16 protein-coding genes are annotated in these 21438 nt (G+C 49.4%); 1 reads left to right on the top strand and 15 read right to left on the bottom strand.

Going from position 1 to position 21438, the window contains the following annotated elements:
- Window positions 1–185: 185 nt before the first annotated feature.
- Window positions 186–1490 (top strand): serine hydrolase domain-containing protein, encoded by a 1305-nt coding sequence (locus PRUB_RS17440; RefSeq protein WP_021032744.1) that lies wholly within the window; start codon window positions 186–188, stop codon window positions 1488–1490.
- On the opposite strand, the gene PRUB_RS17435 is transcribed toward PRUB_RS17440, so the two are convergent.
- The 15 genes from PRUB_RS17435 to PRUB_RS17365 all read right to left on the bottom strand — a co-directional run bounded on the left by PRUB_RS17435 (window position 1424) and on the right by PRUB_RS17365 (window position 21435).
- Window positions 1424–3190 (bottom strand): S41 family peptidase, encoded by a 1767-nt coding sequence (locus PRUB_RS17435; RefSeq protein ID WP_010384904.1) that lies wholly within the window; start codon window positions 3188–3190, stop codon window positions 1424–1426. The two genes, PRUB_RS17440 and PRUB_RS17435, sit on opposite strands and share 67 nt — an antisense overlap.
- A 99-nt stretch (window positions 3191–3289) precedes the next feature.
- Window positions 3290–4345 (bottom strand): helix-turn-helix domain-containing protein, encoded by a 1056-nt coding sequence (locus PRUB_RS17430; protein ID WP_052026395.1) that lies wholly within the window; start codon window positions 4343–4345, stop codon window positions 3290–3292.
- A 37-nt stretch (window positions 4346–4382) separates the two neighbouring features.
- Window positions 4383–4925 (bottom strand): hypothetical protein, encoded by a 543-nt coding sequence (locus PRUB_RS17425; RefSeq protein WP_010384901.1) that lies wholly within the window; start codon window positions 4923–4925, stop codon window positions 4383–4385.
- Between the two features lie 107 nt (window positions 4926–5032).
- Entirely contained in the window at window positions 5033–8179 is a 3147-nt protein-coding gene (locus PRUB_RS17420) for a lantibiotic dehydratase (protein WP_010384900.1), read from the bottom strand.
- Between the two features lie 10 nt (window positions 8180–8189).
- The gene (locus tag PRUB_RS17415; protein ID WP_010384899.1) at window positions 8190–9404 is read right to left on the bottom strand and encodes a lanthionine synthetase C family protein; all 1215 of its coding nucleotides are present in this window, start codon (window positions 9402–9404) and stop codon (window positions 8190–8192) included.
- Between the two features lie 183 nt (window positions 9405–9587).
- Window positions 9588–11732 (bottom strand): peptidase domain-containing ABC transporter, encoded by a 2145-nt coding sequence (locus PRUB_RS17410; protein WP_010384898.1) that lies wholly within the window; start codon window positions 11730–11732, stop codon window positions 9588–9590.
- A gap of 30 nt (window positions 11733–11762) precedes the next feature.
- Window positions 11763–13007: an HlyD family secretion protein gene (locus tag PRUB_RS17405; RefSeq protein WP_010384897.1), complete on the bottom strand. Its 1245-nt coding sequence runs from the start codon at window positions 13005–13007 to the stop codon at window positions 11763–11765.
- Window positions 13008–13164: 157 nt separating this feature from the next.
- On the bottom strand, window positions 13165–14526 hold the full coding sequence (gene glmU / locus PRUB_RS17400; RefSeq protein WP_010384896.1) for a bifunctional UDP-N-acetylglucosamine diphosphorylase/glucosamine-1-phosphate N-acetyltransferase GlmU: 1362 nt from the start codon (window positions 14524–14526) through the stop codon (window positions 13165–13167).
- A 667-nt stretch (window positions 14527–15193) separates the two neighbouring features.
- The gene (locus PRUB_RS17395; protein WP_155946240.1) at window positions 15194–15349 is read right to left on the bottom strand and encodes a hypothetical protein; all 156 of its coding nucleotides are present in this window, start codon (window positions 15347–15349) and stop codon (window positions 15194–15196) included.
- 632 nt (window positions 15350–15981) lie between these two features.
- Window positions 15982–16557 carry a hypothetical protein gene (locus PRUB_RS17390; protein WP_010384894.1) on the bottom strand — a complete coding sequence of 192 codons (576 nt, stop codon included), beginning with the start codon at window positions 16555–16557 and terminating at the stop codon, window positions 15982–15984.
- 33 nt (window positions 16558–16590) lie between these two features.
- Window positions 16591–16740: a hypothetical protein gene (locus PRUB_RS17385; RefSeq protein ID WP_155946241.1), complete on the bottom strand. Its 150-nt coding sequence runs from the start codon at window positions 16738–16740 to the stop codon at window positions 16591–16593.
- A gap of 586 nt (window positions 16741–17326) precedes the next feature.
- The gene (locus tag PRUB_RS17380) at window positions 17327–19462 is read right to left on the bottom strand and encodes a winged helix-turn-helix domain-containing protein (RefSeq protein WP_010384893.1); all 2136 of its coding nucleotides are present in this window, start codon (window positions 19460–19462) and stop codon (window positions 17327–17329) included.
- Between the two features lie 520 nt (window positions 19463–19982).
- Window positions 19983–20183 (bottom strand): hypothetical protein, encoded by a 201-nt coding sequence (locus PRUB_RS17375; protein ID WP_010384892.1) that lies wholly within the window; start codon window positions 20181–20183, stop codon window positions 19983–19985.
- 15 nt (window positions 20184–20198) lie between these two features.
- Entirely contained in the window at window positions 20199–20807 is a 609-nt protein-coding gene (locus PRUB_RS17370; protein WP_242065255.1) for an ATP-binding cassette domain-containing protein, read from the bottom strand.
- A gap of 427 nt (window positions 20808–21234) precedes the next feature.
- Window positions 21235–21435, bottom strand: a complete 201-nt coding sequence (locus PRUB_RS17365; RefSeq protein ID WP_010384892.1) for a hypothetical protein — start codon at window positions 21433–21435, stop codon at window positions 21235–21237.
- Window positions 21436–21438: the final 3 nt, after the last annotated feature.

Below are 21438 nucleotides of genomic sequence, written 5' to 3'. Positions count from 1 at the left end.
GCTTCGAACGACATAGCGGCCAGGGAAAATTGGCGAAAACCGCCGAAAAAACAGCCTGACAGTGCACACAACATCGCATCAATTACCCGCCATTTTTACTTTCGGCTAGCATTTTTCATTTTAAGTAAGATTTAAAAGGATATTTATCAGATAGTTAAGTGAATTCAACGCGTTAAGGAAAGAAAATGAAATCCCTCATTAGTGTGCTGATCTTAGTGATCACAGCGGTCCTGCTCTATTTCGGCTGGCCCGTTTATCAGTTTTTTGCTTTTAATCTGCAAAAGGTGCCGGTGCTGGCCTCGGCCACACCTCTGCCCGCTGGACCGCTGCCCTATCAGGCAGCTCATGCGCCCGGGCATGCAACATTCGCCATCAGGGCCGAAGCCATACTCAACACAGTCCGGGCAAAAAGCAATGCTCCCGGGATCTCGGCAGCCGTGGCCTATCAGGGGCAAATTGTCTGGCAGGGCGCTTTGGGCTATGCCGATATTGCGACACGCACGGCGCTGACGCCAGAGCATCAGTTTCGCATTGGCAGTACTTCCAAAGCGGTGACCGCCACATTGATGGCAAAACTCATGCAAACTCAGGGCTTTCAACTGGATACCCCCCTAAGCGACAGCCTGACGCCGCTCCCGAATCCGGCCTGGCGAGATATTACGGCGCGCCACCTGGCATCGCACAGTGCCGGGTTACCCCATTACAAAGGCAATGAAGACCTGCTGGGGTTTTATCATTCGCTCAGCCTGAGCCAGCAATTTGATCGTGTACAGGATGCCGTGGCCTTGTTTGATGAAGGCCCGCTGCGCTCAGCACCGGGCGACGCCTTTTATTACTCCAGTTATGGCACTGTGCTGCTGAGTGCGGTCCTGGCGCAGCATGCGCAACGCCCTTACCTGGATTTGTTGCAGCACCATATATTCAGGCCTCTGGGCATGACACGCAGCGGGGCTGAGTCAGTCGCAGATAAGCTGGCCACCTTTTACTTTAACCGCAGGGGACAGGATACGCAGTATATTCCGTGGCGCGCCGTGAATCTCAGCCATCGCCTGGCTGGGGGTGGTTTGATCAGCACACCGGGCGATCTGGTGCGGCTGGGCAGTGGTTATCTGGACCCCAGCTATTTACACACCGATGTGCGTGCACAGATCTGGACGCCACAGCGCCTTAATCACGGCGAGGTGAATCCGCAAAACTATGCGCTGGGGTGGCGCCGTCATGAGTACCAGCCTGGCGATACCCCTTTATTTACCTACTACCATCACGGAGGTGTGTCACGGGGCTCGCAAAGTATGTTGATTGTAGTGCCCGAGCACCAGCTCAGCGTGGCGGTTAATATCAACAGTAAAACCAAGCCATTCAGTACCTTTGGTCAGGCGTCACTGTTACTGGCGGATGCTTATGTGCGGCTGACAACGCAGGCTCAGCGTGATGTGCCCGACAACCCTGTCAGCGCCGCCTCCAGTACTGCGTCTTTGCCGGAAAAATAATCCTTTGCCGTCAAAGCAACGGGCAGGTCCGGCGCCACCCAAACCCGACTGTCCTCTGCAGCACCCTGTTGATGAAACTGCGACGAGATCACGCCAATTTGGCCACTGTAAGGCAAAGTAAACCAGCCTGCCTCGCCGATGGCGTTAGGTCGGGTGCCCGAAGGTTCGCCAACCACAACCGCGCTGGTCAGCTTGCTGATCCCCATAAGCAGATCATGGCCAGCCGAAAAAGTGTTGCGCCCAGTCAGGATCATCAACTTGCCATCTGGTTTGAGTGCCTCAAACAGCACCGCCGTGGCGATGGTGCTGGGCAATAAAAAACCATTTCCCCCGCTGTTATCACGCAGATCCAAAATAAAGTGCTCGGCTTGCCCGGCCAGTAAACGCTCGCGCAGCTGCTGATTAAAGGCATCCAGCGACACATCCTGGCGTTCATGCACGGCATTAAAGTTCACGTATAACGCCTTGTGTTCAGACAATAATTTTGACCAGTAAGGACCTGAATGCGGGTGTTGACGCGGCAACTTAGGAAAGCCATTAAACTGCATGGTGCGTGGGGTCAGTACCAACTGCTGTGTTTGCTGATCATGGCCACGGACTGTCACGGCAATTTCATTGCTGTGTTCAATGATCCCCAGCCCCTGCAATACCGGGGCAAGACTCAAATAATAAGGTCCCAGCCAGGCTTGCTGCATATTGTTGTCTCGCGGATTGACCTCTCCCGTTTTTGCCAACGCCTGTAACGCCGGTGTGTTGCCTATGGTCAAAACCTGCATGCCGACGAAGTGCTGATAGTCTGGGTCAGCCGCCACAATAAACAGCCCTTCTTCAAACAGATAAAACTGCACGGGCAGCTGCTGATAATTACCTGCCTTACCCCATGCCGGGATAATAAAGTTATGGCCATTTTCCAGCATACCGAGCAACTGCATCAGCTCAAATACGATTTGCTGATCGCGCAAAGCGGGAATGCGTTTATCAATTTGCGCCACTTTGTGCGCAAAGGCCTGCTCACTCATGCGATGAAAGGCCGACACATGCAAACGCCGGATCTCCGCAGCCAGATACTGCAGATCGTGGCGCCAGCGCGCATCTCTGTCCAAATCAGGGGCAGGCTCAGCCCCCACTAAGCGACGATAGTCGGCGTCTTGTGCAAATGCGGCAAAATGTGGATTCGGCGTGCGGCTAAACACACTGCGACCCGTCAGTGAGGGTTTATCATCCCAGCGCGCTCGGAGCGCTCGCTCCAGCCACACCATGGCATTGTGCTTGTCTTTGAGCGCACCATAGAGTTCCGCCAGAGTCATCATCATATCATTGGGATTATCATGCCACTTCGGCAAACGTTGCAGCCGCACGCCCAACTGCAATGCCCTTTTTAGGGGCGCAATGGCGTCCTGCCAGCGTTGTTGCTGCCGATAGCCCAGACTCAGCAAATACCAGGTGACCCCATCGTTTTGGTAGTCTCTGGTCAGCACGGTAGCCAGTTTAACGACCGCAGGCCAGTTTTCCTGTTCAACCAGCGTAAACAGCTGCTCTTTGTTATGGTAATAGCCAACCGGATCGCGCAACTGATTGGGCAAAACCGGGATCTGATACGCATCGTTATGATACCCGGGCGTGCCTCGCGATGGCGTTGCCTGTAACTGCTGACCACTCAATACGATGAATCCGAGTAGTCCCAAAATAGCTTTATACATCTGGTTCTCCTTCTAATCTGAGAACCAATATATTGAAAAAGCTACTTTTATTCGTTCAGGATCCGGATTCTGTACGGTCAAAGTTAAGTGTCAGGTTAATCAAACCGCAGACAGTGTACGACAATGGGTACGATACCGGGTGGGCGTCATCCCCGTGCGTGCTTTGAAGGCCTGATTGAAGGTCGACTTGGCATTAAACCCATTGTCCATCGCAATGCTGAGTATCGAGACCTCTGCATACGCCGGATCGGCTAACTGTTTCTCTATCTGCTCAAGCCTGATTTCATTGATATAATTAGAAAAGTTATTGTTCGAGACCGAATTAATCGCCCACGAAACCTGCTTCACACCCAGTGATAGCTGATCCGCAATGTGCTGAATACTCAGCCTTGGTTGACAAAATAATGCCTGCTCTCTTATCTGTGCGTCCACCGCCTCAAATATTGACAGGGCTAACTGCTTGTCCTGATCCGCTTCTTCGGGCTGACTCAGCGCCTGATACTGTGCCAGACGATTAAAAAAGTGTGGCTGCTTTATCACCCCCACCAGCAACAAAGACAGAATGCCAAAAAAGCCCACCTCGTGAGCAAAATACCAGTAGGCTTTCCACGGCATGGGCGTGATGGGTTGAACATTCATGCGCACAAAATCAGTCAAACTCAGTACGACATAACCGCCGAGCAACCAGGTCAGCCAGTTCAGGCCCATAGTCGGCGCATCAGCATGGACCTGATACACCGTATCGCGATAATCTCGTAGCAGCCGTAAACACGCCACCAGATAGCACAATAGCATCACGCTGCCCAGCGCTATCAGCGGCTGAACATAGTCGGTCAGGCCCAGCGATACCAGAGGCAATAACAAATGACGACCAGATTTAAGGGCACCTCCTGATGCGCCTACCAGTGTGCAGACACTGAGATACCAGGCCGGCCCCATGGCCACAGTAAAAGCCGGGGTAATGACGTACCCTGCCAACGCATAGCCAGCACTTTCAAGTACGTTAGCAACACAGAGCAGGGCCTGAAATACAAAAAAGAACATCAGGCAGCGACTTTTCGGGTGTTGCCACACGAGTATGGCGGCAAAACACATCTGCCAGGCAAAGATCACCTGAAACAAAGTCAGCCCTGAAATACTAAGCGGGGTGAGCATGTTTAACTCTTTATTATTGTTATGATTTACTTCACAGTTATTTAAACTGCACTGTCTCATTGCTACGCACATAGGTACGCTGCTCTGGCTCTGTCCAGGTGCCTTGCTTAAGATACTGGGTGGATACCGTAAAGCGGCCCTCTTTAAACCGGCTGATAGATTTTACCTGAGTAATGCCGTCTTTGCTGCCGGTCACATCCTCAACGGCCACGAACTCGGTAGGGCTGAGTACCTCTATCGTTCCCTGGGTGTAGAACCCGGCGGTGGTGAAATAATAAAAAACCAGGGCGCTTTTACTCTTATCCCAGAAGATCAGAGATTCTCCGCCATACATACCGGCATTAATAGAATGCAAAGTGCGCACAGCCGTGCCATTCAGCGCACGTTCCCAGCGACTGATATCACGCATCGGCGGCTGGTCTGCAGGGACCGCGAAATCAGCCTGCCAGGTCCCAAGGAAAGGCTGAAAGACCGCTAGCTCCTGAGCGAGCTGCCTGGGGGGGTTGTCTGCTGCCAGCCCGGATAGGCTGCACACGCCCAGCGCCAGGGTGCAGAGCCAGTACTTGATGATACGCATCATGAGGTCGTCCTGTGTTGTGATTTTACTAAAAAGTAGCCAATGGACCCTGAAAACACAAAAAGCGCCCCTAAAGTCGCCTTCAGGGTGCGCTTTTGTCTTTTGGTTTCTTAATCGGCTTTTTTATCGGCCGAAAAATACTTACGACGCAGCATATCGTGGATCACCAGCTCCTGCTCACGACCATAGGCCTTGAACATCCGGTTATTGTGCATATGCAGCAGCGAGCCCAGTAAAGTATCTTTGCTGCAATTGAGCTTACCTTCATCGATCATGCGATTAAGCACCGTCACCACCGGCTCTGCTGCCAGCACCCATTGCGACAAGATAGCAAACAACGCCTGCTGTGCTTCATCCGCTTGTGCTTGCGGCTGCTGAGTCAGTACCGCAAAATCCTTATCCAGCTGTGCTTCATAATCACGATATCGATTCCCCAGCTGCTTACGCAGTACACTGGTTTCATTAAACTCTCTGCCAAAGCCATCGCGTAACTGACTGATCAGCGCAAAACGACCGGCTTCATCGTATTCAAACAAATCCAGCAGTTTATGGGTGTGTGCCAGCGCCATACGCCAGCGTACATCCTCACCGTACTCATCAATCAAGGCACAGGTTTTAGCGATCAGCGCACTGTCGTACATAAACAGCGACTCTACCAAAGCCATAGATTCAGGGCCGCCGTAACGCTCTACTTCACGCTCGTACGTCATCAGTTCGACTTTATGTAGTTCGCCGCTCTCTACTTTGGGATCCAGCAGAGCATTCAGTTTAGGCAGCAACTGGCCGCATAACAGCCCGGGGTCACCATGAAAACGCAAGCGCAGATGCCAATCCGGATCGCCATAACGAATAAAGAACCACTTGTCGTACAGGTCGCCACTTTGCTCTATCATGGGTAACAATTCTTCCGTGAGCAATTGTTCAACCAGAGAATTACCCGAATATATCTTCAGGCTTAACCACTCAGATCCCGCACTAAAGCGACGCTTCAATGGGGCTGCGGTGATGTTGCCCAGTGGATCATCGCTGAAGTGGCGATGCGGTGGCGCATGCTCATTGGTAAAAGGAATAATGACTTCATTGCTGTAATGATTGCCTTGTGCATCGACCACTCTGGATGGAAAATGCTGGCTGAGCACTTCTTTAAGTTCAACCCGACTATGGCCTTTTGTCTCGGCCAGTAAAATCGCAAACATATCCGGGTTGCGTAAGTCCAGCTGTAACACATTGTCAGACATCGCAAAGCTGATCTGCGGGTCAAGCTGATAGGTTGCCAGTAAGGCATCCAGCTTAGCGCGATCGAACTGACCTTTTTTGCTGATGGCTTCCAGTTCGGTTCTGTCGATCCGCCAGGTTTTTTCGCTCAGGATCAGGTTGTCCAGCATCAGGCGTGGCACAAACGACGCCCGCTCCAGACTGGCTGGCAACTTAAACTGCGGCGGCCTGCCATCCTGGTGTTGCAGCATACACAGGAATTTATATGCACTCAGGCTGCGAGCTGAGTAGTTATGGGCACTCGACAAACGCGGCACCACTTGTTTATTGAGTCGTTTACTCCAGAGCTTCACGCGCTGGCCTTCGACCCAGACATACAGATCACTTAACGGGATCTGATACTCATCATCCAGGGCGCTGTCGGCCAGGAACACAATTTCATACTGACGCAGATGCGGACGCGCGATGACATTACCCGGACGCCCTTCCGGCATGTGCACCACTTCGGCAAAAATCACCTCGTCGCTGTGTGCTTGCTCGGCGGCCAGATGGGCCACCACATTGTCTTTAAGGCCGTCATCCAGGTGACAAAAACGACCCAGCAAATTGGCCGCGGAAGGACCATAACAACCATTAAATTTGTGTACCGGATTGCCACGGTCATCCTGATACAGGCTTACCATGATAGCGAATGAATACGGGAACTTGGTAACGGCATCTTTATTGGTGATTTTTTGCTTCAGCTCTTTGCCACGTAATACCACACAGTCTTTACCGCGATTTTGAGGCTGGCTCAGGGCATCTTCAACAATGCCATCCAGCACGCTGACTTCCGGCATAGTCTGCTGAGCAGAGCCACCACGGGCCAGGTTCAGCCCTGCTACCAGAGGTGCCTCATACCCGGTTTCGGTGGAGATACCTATTCCGGACTCATCGTCGAGGATTTTATCCAGCGGGACAAACTGGCCTTCAAAGCGGGCATTAAACTTCGTCATAAACTGACTCAGCGAGTTGCCCTGCTCAGAGACACTCAAACCCGCGATCAGCTCCAGTTGTTTTTGCAGGCGCAAGACGTCCTGCTCAGCTAACTGGCAGTCATTAAAATCACGATAAATATCACTCTGGAAGAGCTTATTTTCCTGCACCTTCACTGGCAGGGTTTGCAGGTGAGCCAACAATTGTTTATAGGGGGCAATGTCCCCGGTTTTTTGTGCATCCAGTGCATCAATCTGCGCCAGTGCTGTCGCCAGCTTATCTGCCGTGTCGAGCTCTTTAATTTCGGTGATGGATTTTAATAAGGCGCGATCCGGTGATTCACCGGTCAGCGGCAAGGGAATATCCGCCAGTAACACGCCTTCATCAATCAGGTCCTGAACATAGGCTTCGACCTCTTCCTGGTCGGCCTCATCATACTCGGCACAAAACTGCGCCACCAGGGCATTGAAGCTTTTACCATCGCGTGCAGCGTCCAGCACAAAACGGAAGTACTCGTCACTTTCCACTGCGCTCAGACGATACTGCATGGTCTCTTCGGACAGGTAAGTTTCTATGTAGCGACATTGCTCAGCAATAAAATAGTGAGAAGAATTCGGCTTATAGGTCAGCGTATCCGAGCGTGAGGCATGCTTGATAAAGTGATCTTTCAGCGCATTGAGATAAAACATATCGAGCCGGGTTTTACGGCTATCCTGCGTTAACTCGGCAACATTCAGCGCTGTGTGTGGCGCGATACTGCCCTGATGGATCCCAGAAAACAGGCCGAATGGCGTGGGTCGGGAACACATCCGGACCATGTATTTTATCAGCGCATGCGCCACCTTTTTCCCCTGCTTAGAGTCAGGTTTGGTGCGCCACTGATCAATCCGCTCAAGCAAAGACGGGCTGGCCAGATAAATGGCTTCTTCGACCCCAGGCGTGGCCAGCCAGGCAGCCAGCAGCACATTGGTGTCGGCATCGTCCTGTCCGAACTGTGCCAATTGCTCCAGCCCCAGACGAGGCGTACGAATTACAAAAAAATCGTCATTTTTTAGTTGTTTAGACATCACTCACTCCCTATGCCATTAACAAACAATCAACCCAACCTGTGTCGTCATCAAATAAAGTAGTTAATGCCAGGCCTATGCCGGCATAGCCCATAAGAAATCCGAAATCTTCGTTGTATGCTTTATCTAAGCCATTGTATGCGTACAGGGACTCAACACCCCGCTCGGTGTATTGCTGAAGCGAGTAGTCAACCCAGTATTGCATTGCCTGAACGAAGCGTGGGTGCGGCATGAGTTGATTCAGGATCTGATAAATTACCGCCATACCATAAAAACCATGACAGAGGCCGGCATCGGTAATATGACCAGACCGCTCATCGCGTCCGGCAGCGTGCAAGCCGATTTCAAGGGCCCGCTCAACATAACTTGGGCGGTCCAGCTGCTGGCCGACCCGTGCCAAAGTCATGGCAATGGTCAGGTCACCGTAACACCAGCCCAGGCGTGAGTGGTGCTCGCCCCCTGCGCTGGAGCCAAAACACGAATGCGAAGTGCAGTCCGTACTTTGCTGCTCTAACAACCAGTCACAGGCGCCCAGCAACAGGGTTGTCACCCGCTCTTTCAACGCCGGGATCTGCACTGCGGGTAACAACGCCGCGATGATCCCCGGCACACCATGTGCCAGGCCGAGGTTATACTCAGGCTCAGTGGGTTCATCTTTGTTAAAGCGATAAACGGACTCTTGTGGTTGTGACCAGGTGATATGGCCATTGTCAAACCGGGTGGCGGTGCTTTCCAGGCCACTGACAATCACGTCATACAGGGCCGTTTGATCAGACTGCTTAGCACGACGGGAGGCATAAGGTGCAAACCCGGACAGCCCCAGTACCATTTCGATTTCACCCTGCCAGGGTTGATGATCCAGTGACTCGCGGAATAGCTCGTCGACTTCTTCCAGTAGCTCCGGGTCGTAATTTTCAGGATCGGCCTGATTCAGGTACTCCAGCAGCCAGGCTTGTCCCGCCAGACCATTACTCATCTCAAAACTCTGCTGATCCAATCCTTCCTGGAGCGCTTCCAGCTTCTCTGTAAACAACGCTTCGTCGACCAGGCTCGCATCATACTCATAGGCTTTGTATAAAAACAGCAGCTGACCTGCTAACCCGCTCAGCAAGCCATGGGGTAAATTGGCGTCTCGTACGCTGGTACTGACTTTGTCTGTGATAATTGCAAGGAGGGTGTTGATGGTGTCGCGCTGCTGCGTCGACAATGCAAATTGTTCTGCCATGTTCATCCTTAATCTGTTCGTCTTTCGTTATTGTTATCGTGTCGGCGCCGGTAAGCATGCACCCATAATGCATGCTTCCCCGTTTGTACCTGTGTAGCCTTATTTGACGTTAACCTAAAATATCCGCCCGCTCAACCACAACCACTCATAATTTTTACATATTAAAAACAATGCCGCGTGGCCTTATTCACACACAGATTCTTCTTCTTGTGCATAAGGGTCCGGTATGTCTGCCTTCTTCAGCCTGACTTCCCGATCAGCAGAGGCGATGGTTTCTTTACGGTGTGCAATAATTACCCGGGTAATATCCAGGCGCGATACCGCTTCATTGATGTCTGACTCCAGGTTGGTATCTAAGTGACTGGTGGCTTCGTCCATAAACAGAATTTTAGGCTGTTTATACAAGGCACGCGCCAGAATGATACGCTGTTTCTGGCCCCCTGACAGACTCGATCCCATGTCCCCAATCAGACTGTCGTAGTTCATCGGCATCTGGCTGATATCATCATGGATCGCAGCAAGTTGGGCACAATAAACCACTCGTTCCATATCAATCGGTGTATCAAAAAAGGCGATGTTATCCGCCACGGAGCCGGACAAGAGTTCATCGTCCTGCATCACGGCGGCAATTTGCTGACGATACTGACGTGCACCGATCTGCTCCATAGGCACGCCGTCAATCAGTATCTCACCGCTTTTTGGCAAGTTCAGGCCTAACATAATTTTCAGCAGGGTCGATTTACCACAACCGGAAGGGCCGGTGATCGCCACTGACTCGCCCGCTTCGATGGTCAGGTTGAGATCATTCAGCACATTCGGGGTCGCATCGGAATACGCAAAGCAAATATTGCGTAACTCTATCTGACCCTTCACCTGATGCTGTTTGACCTGATCTGGTTGGAGGATCTCCTTGTCAGTCAACGCGATATCCGCGATACGGTCAAAGTGCAGTCCAACCATTTTAAATTCAATAAGCTTCTCAATCAGGTTGGCTGTTTTGTCCATAAACTGGCGCTTATACGACATAAACGCAAACAACATCCCGGTACTGAATCCGCCATCCAGCACTAAGTGCGCCGCCAGATACACTACCAGTATGTTTTCAATCCCAAACAACGCCCGGTTGATGGCATCGTAACCAATCTGAAAGTTCCCCAGACGAATGCTCTGGTTAATGGCATTGGCATAGCGGTTTTGCCACTGACCTTCGCGTTTTACTTCTGAGCCAAACAGTTTGATCGTCTGAATGCCTCGCACGGTTTCCATGAAGTTGGAGTTTTCTTCCGCGCGCGCCATGATCTCTTGCTCGCTGATATTGCGAAACGGTCGGTACATGGCAATGCGCACAATGGCATAGGCTATTACCGCTGCCAGGACCACAGCCGATAAAGTGGGACTATAAAAGAAGATCATGGCCAGTGTGATGATGGCCATCAGCCCGTCAATGATGGCTTCGATCACCCCAGTGGTGAGAATTTGCTTCACCTGCTGCAATGAGCCAAAACGGGATACAACGTCACCCATATGACGTTTTTCAAAATACGAAATCGGCAGCCGCACCAGATGATGGAAAAGGTTGGCACCGAGCTGAATATTCATCTGGTTACCAAAATGCAGCAAGGTAAAGCCCCGCAACGCATTGGTGGCGATTTCAAATACCAGCACCAGGAAAAAGCCGGTAGCCAGAACAGTTAATAAGTTCGTATCCCCGGTTAATACCACATCATCGATCACCAGCTGAATATAGTATGGCGCAGCGAGGGTGAACACTTGCAGTAAAATAGACAATAAGAAGATCAGCGTCAGTGACCGTTTCAGGCCGGTGATACGACTCCAGAAATCCGAGAACTGTAAACTCGGTTTCTTTTCTTTCTTTTCAAAGCTCTTGGTCGGGGTCAGCTCAAGTGCCACGCCGGTGAAGTGCTTGGACGCCTCCGCCATGGTATACGTTTTCTCGCCCGAGGCTGGGTCATGGATCACGATGCGTTTTTCGTTGGCCTTTTTCAGCACCACAAAGTGATTCATATCCCAGTGCAGGATACAGGGGGTTTGCAGTGCATCGAGATCTTCGAGTTCAATGCGTAAGGGCCGTGAACTCATTTCCAGCTTCTCAGCAAAATGCATAATATCCAGCAGGGTTGCCCCTTCGATGGAAATACTGAACTTTTGCCTTAGTGAGGTAAGATCGCTGTGATAGCCATGATATGCGGCCACCATGGCGAGACTGGCAAGGCCACATTCGGCGGCCTCAGATTGCAAAATGACAGGCAGTGACTTCCTTGACCAGAACTGTAACTGCTGTACCGGTGATTCGTCTTCAACGTGCATAAAAAGCCTTTTTATTCTTGTAGTTGCAGCCTACAGCTGTCCTTTAATACTAAACACGGGATCAAATAACCAACGCAATAAAGAGCGTTCTTCGACAATGATATCGGCATCGAGCATCATCCCGGCCCGCAGTGGTGTTGCTTTACCATAAGCGGTGATCTGCTGCGCTTCCAGTGACACCACAACCCGATAAGCGGGCTGCTGTATCACACCCGGCGTGCTGGTTTCATCTGGCAGGATCACACTGTTGCTGACCTGCTTAACGGTGCCGTTGTAGATGCCAAATTTCTCGTATGGAAAGGCGTGGTAACGCAGTTTGGTTTCCTGGCCGAAGTTAATAAACCCAAACGACGACGTCGGTACATAAATGATCGCCTGCATCTGACTGCCTTGCGGCAAAATACTCAGCAGGTTTTGTCCTGCATTGACACTCTTACCCACTTTACCGAGTAATCCCGTGACCACACCGGCTTTCGGTGCACGCAATTCGCCAAGGCGTTGCTGTTCAACCGATGATAACTGGATCTGTAAATCTGCCTGCTGAGATTCCAGCTGGCTGAGACGCTCATTATGCTGCAATGGCAGTTTTTCCAGATCGGTATCATATTGTTGGATTTGCGATGCCAATGTCAGCCGTTCCGACTGAATGCTGGAAGCCTGCTGCTGTAACGACAGCAAGGTGTCTTTTTGTCGCTGCAATTCCAGCTCAGAGATATATCCGGTGCCTTTGAGGGTACTGATCTGGCCTACCATTTGCCGATTCAACTGGAGCCGTTTTTCAAACGTGCTCGCCTGACTATCCAGCTCTTTTAAACGCGCTTCTGCGGTGGCTTTTTGTTGTCTGAGCTCAGTCAGTTCAAGCGCTTGTTGACGTTTTTGCTGCGTGATCTGCTGCTGCAAGTTGCGCAACTGAAAATTATACTGATTGAGCAATGCCTGATTGAGCTCCAGTGACTGAGTACTGTGCTTCGCTGATGCAACCCGTAACAGGGGCTGATCCGCTTCCACATAATCTCCTTCAGACACCAATACTTCAGCAATAATCCCGGTTTGTGGGGCAACCAGCTTGAGTATCCCGGTATTGGGCTCTATGACACCAGAGACGCGCTCTTTGCGCGCATAACTGCCACTGGCAAGAAAGATAATGCTTATAACAACGACGATCAGGATAAGTAAAGCCAGTGTCTTGAACACGGGTGGTTGAACTAAACTTACAGCTCCTTCTAGCCGGTGTCTTTTACTCTCTAATACTTCTTTTCTAAAGAGATTTTCCATAATTAACTAACACCCGATTGTTTGAGTTTTTTATTGTTAAATTTTAATTAACTCTCCGTAATGTACCACTTTGACCTGCAGAAAGGAACTAACGATAGCGGGTCTGAAAAACACACCACCCCAGAATCAAAAACGGGAGCCTAAGCCCCCGTTTTCATCAGCCTTTTTTAACCGGTCTTTGCCAGTTACCAATGTTACGCTGCTTGCTTCTGGCAACCGCCAGTTCTTCATCGGCCACTTTTGTAGTGATCACAGATCCGGCGCCGATTGTTGCTGTCTTGCCAATCTCAACCGGTGCCACCAACGACGAGTTTGAGCCAATAAACGCACCGTCACCAATGATGGTCTTGGATTTATTCACGCCATCGTAATTACACGTGATGGTGCCGGCGCCAATGTTCACCTTTTCACCAATCTCAGCATCGCCCAGATAGGTTAGGTGATTTGCTTTAGACCCTTTACCCAGGCGCGATTTTTTCATCTCAACAAAGTTACCAATGTGCGAGTCTGCTTCCATCACGGCACCTGGACGGAGTCGCGCAAATGGACCCAGCGTACACGCATCACCCACCGTTGCATCTTCAATCAGTGTATTGGCCTTAATGACAACGCCGTTACCAATCTGACAATTTTTCAGTACACAGTTTGGCCCGATGACCACATCATCACCCAGTTCGACTTGTCCTTCGAACACCACGTTCACATCAATCTGAACGTCCTGACCGGTTTTCACCTCACCACGCACGTCAATACGGTTTGGATCCGCCAGGCTGACGCCATTTAGCATCAGGGTTTCAGCTTGCCAAGCCTGGTAAGCCCGCTCTAGTCCGGCAAGCTGTACACGGTTATTCGCACCTTCTACTTCCATCGCATCGTCAGGTTGCGCAGAGGTAATTTCAACGCCATCCTGATGGGCCATCGCCACGATGTCAGTCAGATAATATTCGCCTTGTGCATTGTTATTTGACAACTTGCCCAACCAGGTTTTCAGTAGTCCGCCATTGGCAGCCATGATACCGGTGTTGATCTCCTGAATGGTGAGTTGCTCTGGCGTGGCATCTTTTTGCTCAACAATGCCTACCAACTTGCCATTTTCACGCAACATACGGCCATAACCCATCGGGTTATCGAGATTTACCGTTAGTACCGCTAACCCTTTTTTCGGCGTCACGTCCAGCAAGCGTTGTAATGTAGACAGACGCGTTAGCGGTACGTCTCCATATAAAATCAGCACAGTGTCATCGTCAGCAATATGCTCTTTGGCCACCGCAACCGCATGGCCAGTCCCCAGTTGCTCAGCCTGATGTACCCAGTTTACCTCATTGTGGCTCAACGCCTGTTGTAACTGTTGTGCACCGTGACCATATACCAGATTAGTCGTACTTGCGCCCAATGAGATTGCATTATCAATCACATGCTGTACCATCGGCCGGCCTGCGACAGGATGAAGTACTTTGGGTAATTTTGAACGCATGCGAGTACCTTTACCCGCGGCTAATATTACTGTTGTCAGTGCCATTGAACAGAATCCTTAATTATTTTTTACCACTAATCCGCCCCAGGGTACGGAGTTATGCAATCGAGACTTTCTACTGGGCGCAATTGTAACCACCTTTTCACAGTATGATAAGAACCAAACCACAATAACTGATAAATTACGCGTGATTCATTTCTTTCCCGTCACAAGGTCACAAATCCACCTCAACCCCGGCAGAGCATGGCACAACTCCCCCAACGTTATTCAGTGCTTTCTCACCCTATCTAAGCGCCGTAGCGCGTGATAGACGGACGTCAGACATTGCATCAAAAAAGCCGCACAACAACCTCTGCGGCTTGTATCATAACCACTGATGGCTATGCATTTTATACAGGGCTGGGTGCTATTTCAGGCCATGCGGCGGGAACAAGATGCATCCGCCTTCATCAATACCACCAGCAACCAGTGTAAGTAATGCTTTATTTTCAATGACTCTCATTTTATTTTCCTTTTTGGTTAGTTAAAGATCACACTCAATTTTTGAAAGGTCTTTCTTTTCAGTATTGGTGCCACCCGTTACATAAAGCGCTTGTTCATGCGTTAAATCCATCGTTCACCTCATTTGAGTTACGGCATGCCAGGGCACACAACCTGGGATTTTCACCTGTCGGTTGGATCCGGGCTTGTCGCAACTATCTCAGCAAGAGTTTTAGTTTTGCAGAGCTTGCGCAAAACTATCGTTAGAGTGACAGCCACGAAATGCACTGGGCGGAAAATCATGACCACCGGCCACATGTTTCGTCAACCCGGTATGACATTCCTTACCCACCAAGCTTTTCATTACTTTCTTTTTAAACTTGAGCATTGTCTGCCTCCTGTTATTGATATTTGCTTGTAAAGCCCCCTCAAGCTACGTAATCAAACACAGTGAGTCAAACACTTGAAAAATATAAAATAAATAGTTTTTTCAAAAGCTTAAAGTGACAACATAAAGCGTCATAATGTTTAGATATGGCCTTCATAAACAGCCTGGTGCAGGCCTTCATTCAACCGAAGCATTTCGCCTGAATGCGCGGCTCAGTGCATGAGGGCGAGAAAGCAAAATGCGCTCGCGGCCAGGCCCCCGGGGGAAAACAACAGCGATTTGTACTCTCCATTTGGCCGTGTCCCCAGAGAGATTGCATCAAGCGTCATGAAGGGTCATAGCAATGGTCTGTTCAAAACATAAATCAAGACTGCACTTTACGTTGTTGCACAACAGCTAATCGAGGTAATTCACATGCTCTGTTTTTGACTATTTATCAGATGAGAAGATGAGGCAGCAAGGCAGGCACGACGATGGATAGTGGAAACAGGCCCAGCTCAGTGGCGCGAAGACAATCGCACCTGCCAGGGTCATCCGTCAGGACAATCTCAAATTTGAGTAGTATGGCGTGATCCGGAATAGCTCATCACCTGCAGTACGGGCCGGCCGGATACATCAACGCGTAATCACGGCTATTTTCCAGCACCAAGGCTGGCATCTCGCTGTTTGCGACACTGGGCGGGGCTGGTATAGAGCGTCGTGCTTTTCTCAACTTTGAATAACTCACTGACCTCTATGACGTATTCATTCAGATGCAGGGTAACAAACATTTTGCCACTACTTTCGTAACTCACCCTCACTTCAAACCCACTACCCGCGTGGCAAAACCACAGCGCTCGCGCGGTCACTGCCGCATCGTGTTCAGGCTCAAATATACCTAATAACTTGGGTGTCAGTAACTTAGCAAGGAGTTCACCTTTGGCAACCCAGGCGCTCGAATTCAGTTCTGTGACCACACCTTGTGAGCCAGCCAGAATGAGCCTGACACCCTCCTTGGTGGTCCCTACTTCCTGGTAGCGCAATAAAGGCTCACCCTTTGAGACAATCTGGTCGAGTGCAACCAGATGATCCAAAGCTTTTCCACTTGAAGTAGCAAAATGATACTGATGTCTGGGTGCCCCCACCGTTAGCTTGCCCACAAAGCTGTGCGGCCAAGCCTCAGCCGAAATAAGTAGCAGTCCACCAATCATGCATACTAAGAACTTCATCCATGCCCTTTCTTATGAGTCTTGCAGTGGCAATTAATCTTTGAATGTAAAATGACTGGTATTGGTAATTGGATCAGGTGCATTATCCTGAGCACCACCGCCAATCAGACGTGTGTGTTGAGTATTCAGTGATTTTTTTTCGTTCAGGTTTTTGAGCTCTTTTTTCTGCACTTTAAATTTCATCGTATTTTCCTCACACTTATTAAAATCAAAAATGGCGTCGTTGCCTCACAACTTCTTATTTGTTTTATGCCGCCATACCTGCGCAATAAACGGCGTACTTTGCTGTGATGACGATTAAAACAGTACCCGAAGAGCCGCAATTTAAGAAGTTATCAAAGCTTATAAATCGGCCATAATGATCAAGCTCAAAAGCATGATCTATATAGTTTTTTCAATTTCATATCAGACCATAATATCTTAAGCAGCTTCATTTCGCGGTGTTATCGCTCAAAATTGCCAGCCAGATTGGTACGAAACTGCACCTCCGACGCTCTCCCGAGCCGAACAAACCCGGTCTTTTAATCCGCTCAGCGCCAACATCCCCGGCATGTATTCAGGGCAAGCTAACTCTCCCATATGGCGAGGCCTGAGTGTCAAACGAGGCAGATTGCGCACCTGGTTTTTGATACCCACAGGGGATATCACAGCGTGGTTTTGGAGGGTCTGCAGGTACGTGATAATGGGGTAAGTGAAAGCAGCATCGTTGGTTTACAATGTGCCTTGTGGCATGGCCAGATCCAGCCATGCCACAAGGCACACAATAGCGTTAAATTGATGGGGATGACGCGGTCGCCGCTTCGAGCTTGATTAAATGATTATTCGCCCCTTCCAGCGTCGTCAGTATCAACGCATTACGCTCAGTCGAGTAATGCATAGAAAAAACCGTTTTGTCCACCAAATCAAAGAGCTGCTGCCATTCACCCTCTTTCATTTGATAGACCTGCTTGCCATTTGAATAGTAAACCTCCCCAGCGCCGTCCGTCACTAGCCGGGTGTTACTGCTTTGTGGCAACGCGATCTCATTGCTGACGAGGCCCGTCGACAAATCAAAGTAATGCAGTGTATTTTTCTGCGATAAATAGATCAGTTGCGTCTCATTAAGGTGGGCAAACCAGACCGCCCCTTTTATTGGCAGCCTTTTTGACACCTTACTCTGCTGTGAATAGACATAAAATTGGTTGTTTTTCTGGTCTTCGTCAATGACGATATAACCGATATCACCACCCGGTAAAATATCCGCAGCCAGAATCGAGCGCTGTGCTTCAATCGAGAACTGTGTATCAAAGTGCTCATCAAACACCATGAGTTGCTCCCCAAAACCCAGCAGGGTTTGCCCGGAGCGGATATCAAAATTCACTAACGGAAAGCTATCCAGGGGGCTGCCAATGGTGTAGACAATACTGGATAACCCCGTATCCGTACTCTTTCTCAGGAGCCATTTTTCATGCTCCAGTGCAAAGTAATGTGCCTGCTCGTCTTTCATAAACCCGGAAAACTTAATCTCATCACTCACCAGGAGCGGTGAAAGCGTCGTCGATGCTAGGTTAAGCTCATAAATATCATGCTTATACGGATACTTAACCGCAATCACTTGCTCTTTAGACAAAGGATATGCATTGGCATAGTTGCTTTCATTAGTCAGCTGAGTCTTACTTTCTAGGGCATAGGTGTCCATGGAAAACTCAAACATGCGATTAGTCGCGTTGCAAAACCACATGAGTGTATTGGCATCACTTTTATAGCTCAGCTCCCAAATCGGCGTTTTGGATTCATAGAGCTTGGTTTGTTTTCTCCCTTCCATATCTGTCATATAGAGCTCATATGAGTCGTACTGGCGACGTGTGAAAAAGACACTGTCGAGCGAAGATTCATACAATAAAAACATATCGCCAAACGAGTTTAAGTTGGGAGAGGTGAGCTGAAATTCTTCGCCGGTGGCATAATCGTAATTCATCAATACAGACAGTTGCTCGCGTCCACGATAATTGGATTTGGAATAAACAAACGCATCACCGCCGACACCAGCGCCACGCTCTATCGGCTCATGGCACTTAAACAAAAAGCGGCTATTATCCGTCAGGTTTCGCTCAGCCTGCCAAACCTCACAGTCTGCGCCTTCGCCCATACGATAGAACAACTTACTCGAATCAGCAGACCAACCCAGAGGATAGAAATTGATACCCAGTTCACTGATTTTTTTCTCCAGCCCTGTTCTCAGTTCCTTAATGATCAGGCTGTGAGACTGAGTACCTTCGGGCAAAAAAGAAAACGCGACATAATCATTATTTGGAGATACTTTGGCTCGCGTATAACGACCTGGTATCCAGGACAATAGCTGCTCGGTGTACTCTGTCTCCTCAACAACAATAGCGGGGTCAGATGAGGAATACGACAACCCCAGTATGCCGCCACCCACCAGTAACACCGCCGCGATAAAAACGGCCGCCCACTGCGAAACGCTGCTTAAGGGGGTTTTTGCTGCCGATACTGGCGCACTGACCTGACTGTCAGTCAGGTTTTTTGTAACGGGTGCGATACTCGCCTGGGGAATAATATCCTGATAGACCACTTCCGGTTCAAGGAAGAAACTATATCCCTTGCGATAGTGTGTTTTTACCACCAGGCCTTTTTGTCGATCAGACTTGAGCACTTTGCGCAGCTCTGACATTGCCCGGTTAATTGCATTATTATCAACATACTTTTGACACCAGACATCATTAACCAGGTCTTCTCGGGTAATGATCTGGTCATTATTCAAAATTAAGTAGCAGAGAACTTTAAATAATAGAGGCTCAAGCTCACGGGTTATCTCGCCATCGGTGATGCTCTGTCGTTTTGGGTCCAAAGTCCAGGCACCAAACCTCACCTCTTTCACAGTCCTTGAAAAATTAGCTTCATTCATATCATAACTGCTTTTTTATCAGACCTTTATTTTATTTTTATCTTTCTATATCGCAGCCAACACTGACATTGGGCAGTGAGAGAATCTCAGTGTCATTCCTGCAACTTTGCGATATCAGGGTAAGCTTCTTTAACCAGGTAGCTAACTCGTGTCATGGGCACTGCAACTTTGGGGCCTGCATAGGCTGGTTCAGCGCCCACCTGCCTAACTAAGTCACGATTTGCAATATTAAAGCAAATTACTAACGCATTAAACACTCTGTTTCATCATAGATAACCTGCACTCCGATCCTGTGAAGCAAGCTCGCGATGTTCCAATCGTATTAAAACCGCAAGGCGGATCACTCGCTCCTAAAAGTAAAGGTGAAGAAAAAAAAAAGAAAAGTCAAAGAGTAAAAAGTGCCAAAAGAGGTGTTCAAAGCTGACTTGTCATCATTCAGTGACACGGTACGTCGCTGGAAGGGTAAGCGCGGTGGCATGAGTGAACGGTACAAAGCGCCTGCTTTGTACCGTCTTGCAAACTATTTGGATGGAGGCGTTGGGGTAGCAGGCTGTGGCCCTCCGTGACCCCGAGAAACGGTGACATGTCGCTCTTTTACAACCCGACCATTCACGGTGTGCTCAGTTTCATTGACAGTGATCTCACTGCCATCCCCTTCAACCACAGTCACTTCTTCTTTGGGTGTTTCCGGCGTTTTACGGCCATTTATAAACTCAAACATACGTGCTCCTGTTATTTATGCTGCTTGCCCATGGCATTTTTTTTCTGTTAACTCTTGTGCTTGTCCCTGATCAAACTTGATATGGCGATCTGCAAGGTGGAAGTACTTATCATCATGCGTAACGGCAATGACCGTTTTACCTTGCGATTTCAGCCAGGGTAATAGCTCCTGATAAAATAAAGCTCTGAAGTGAGGGTCCTGATCGGCTGCCCACTCATCTAAAACATAGATATCCTTGTCTTCCAAAATCGACGCTATCAGTGCCAGACGCTTTCGTTGCCCCTGGGAAAACTGTGTCGCAGAAAACCCTTCTTTGTCGACGTTTAGCTTGTGATCCAGCTGGAACTGCGCCAGCAAAGTACGGGCTTTTTCTTCATTCGCAGGCGATCCATTTGCATCCAACAGCTCACGATACAAATAGAAATCAGGCAGGACCATGGTTATTTTTGCACGATACTCATCAAGCTGTGCCGCGCTGACCGGCATATCATCAACCTGGATCACACCTTTAGACGGGGTGTATAGCCCCAATAACAGATGTAAGAAGGTCGACTTACCACTGCCATTTCCGCCTGTAATAAAGATGATTTCACCACGATTGAACGTCAGGTTTAACTTAGGCAAAGAAAATGCGGTATCTTCCCCTTGAGATAAGCTTCTTTAACCAGGTAGCTAACTCGTGTCATGGGCACTGCAACTTTGGGGCCTGCATAGGCTGGTTCAGCGCCCACCTGCCTAACTAAGTCACGATTTGCAATATTAAAGCAAATTACTAACGCATTAAACACTCTGTTTCATCATAGATAACCTGCACTCCGATCCTGTGAAGCAAGCTCGCGATGTTCCAATCGTATTAAAACCGCAAGGCGGATCACTCGCTCCTAAAAGTAAAGGTGAAGAAAAAAAAAAGAAAAGTCAAAGAGTAAAAAGTGCCAAAAGAGGTGTTCAAAGCTGACTTGTCATCATTCAGTGACACGGTACGTCGCTGGAAGGGTAAGCGCGGTGGCATGAGTGAACGGTACAAAGCGCCTGCTTTGTACCGTCTTGCAAACTATTTGGATGGAGGCGTTGGGGTAGCAGGCTGTGGCCCTCCGTGACCCCGAGAAACGGTGACATGTCGCTCTTTTACAACCCGACCATTCACGGTGTGCTCAGTTTCATTGACAGTGATCTCACTGCCATCCCCTTCAACCACAGTCACTTCTTCTTTGGGTGTTTCCGGCGTTTTACGGCCATTTATAAACTCAAACATACG

The organism is Pseudoalteromonas rubra (genome assembly GCF_000238295.3).
Lineage (GTDB): Bacteria > Pseudomonadota > Gammaproteobacteria > Enterobacterales > Alteromonadaceae > Pseudoalteromonas > Pseudoalteromonas rubra.
Note: the sequence above shows the minus strand (reverse complement) of the source record. Positions and strands in the feature narration are given on the sequence as shown.

Coding starts and splice junctions, on each gene's coding strand:
- PRUB_RS17440 (WP_021032744.1), top strand. CDS start 186: ATGAAATCCCTCATTAGTGTGCTGATCTTAGTGATCACAGCGGTCCTG.
- PRUB_RS17435 (WP_010384904.1), bottom strand. CDS start 3,190: ATGTATAAAGCTATTTTGGGACTACTCGGATTCATCGTATTGAGTGGT.
- PRUB_RS17430 (WP_052026395.1), bottom strand. CDS start 4,345: ATGCTCACCCCGCTTAGTATTTCAGGGCTGACTTTGTTTCAGGTGATC.
- PRUB_RS17425 (WP_010384901.1), bottom strand. CDS start 4,925: ATGATGCGTATCATCAAGTACTGGCTCTGCACCCTGGCGCTGGGCGTG.
- PRUB_RS17420 (WP_010384900.1), bottom strand. CDS start 8,179: ATGTCTAAACAACTAAAAAATGACGATTTTTTTGTAATTCGTACGCCT.
- PRUB_RS17415 (WP_010384899.1), bottom strand. CDS start 9,404: ATGGCAGAACAATTTGCATTGTCGACGCAGCAGCGCGACACCATCAAC.
- PRUB_RS17410 (WP_010384898.1), bottom strand. CDS start 11,732: ATGCACGTTGAAGACGAATCACCGGTACAGCAGTTACAGTTCTGGTCA.
- PRUB_RS17405 (WP_010384897.1), bottom strand. CDS start 13,007: ATGGAAAATCTCTTTAGAAAAGAAGTATTAGAGAGTAAAAGACACCGG.
- glmU (WP_010384896.1), bottom strand. CDS start 14,526: ATGGCACTGACAACAGTAATATTAGCCGCGGGTAAAGGTACTCGCATG.
- PRUB_RS17395 (WP_155946240.1), bottom strand. CDS start 15,349: ATGCTCAAGTTTAAAAAGAAAGTAATGAAAAGCTTGGTGGGTAAGGAA.
- PRUB_RS17390 (WP_010384894.1), bottom strand. CDS start 16,557: ATGAAGTTCTTAGTATGCATGATTGGTGGACTGCTACTTATTTCGGCT.
- PRUB_RS17385 (WP_155946241.1), bottom strand. CDS start 16,740: ATGAAATTTAAAGTGCAGAAAAAAGAGCTCAAAAACCTGAACGAAAAA.
- PRUB_RS17380 (WP_010384893.1), bottom strand. CDS start 19,462: ATGAATGAAGCTAATTTTTCAAGGACTGTGAAAGAGGTGAGGTTTGGT.
- PRUB_RS17375 (WP_010384892.1), bottom strand. CDS start 20,183: ATGTTTGAGTTTATAAATGGCCGTAAAACGCCGGAAACACCCAAAGAA.
- PRUB_RS17365 (WP_010384892.1), bottom strand. CDS start 21,435: ATGTTTGAGTTTATAAATGGCCGTAAAACGCCGGAAACACCCAAAGAA.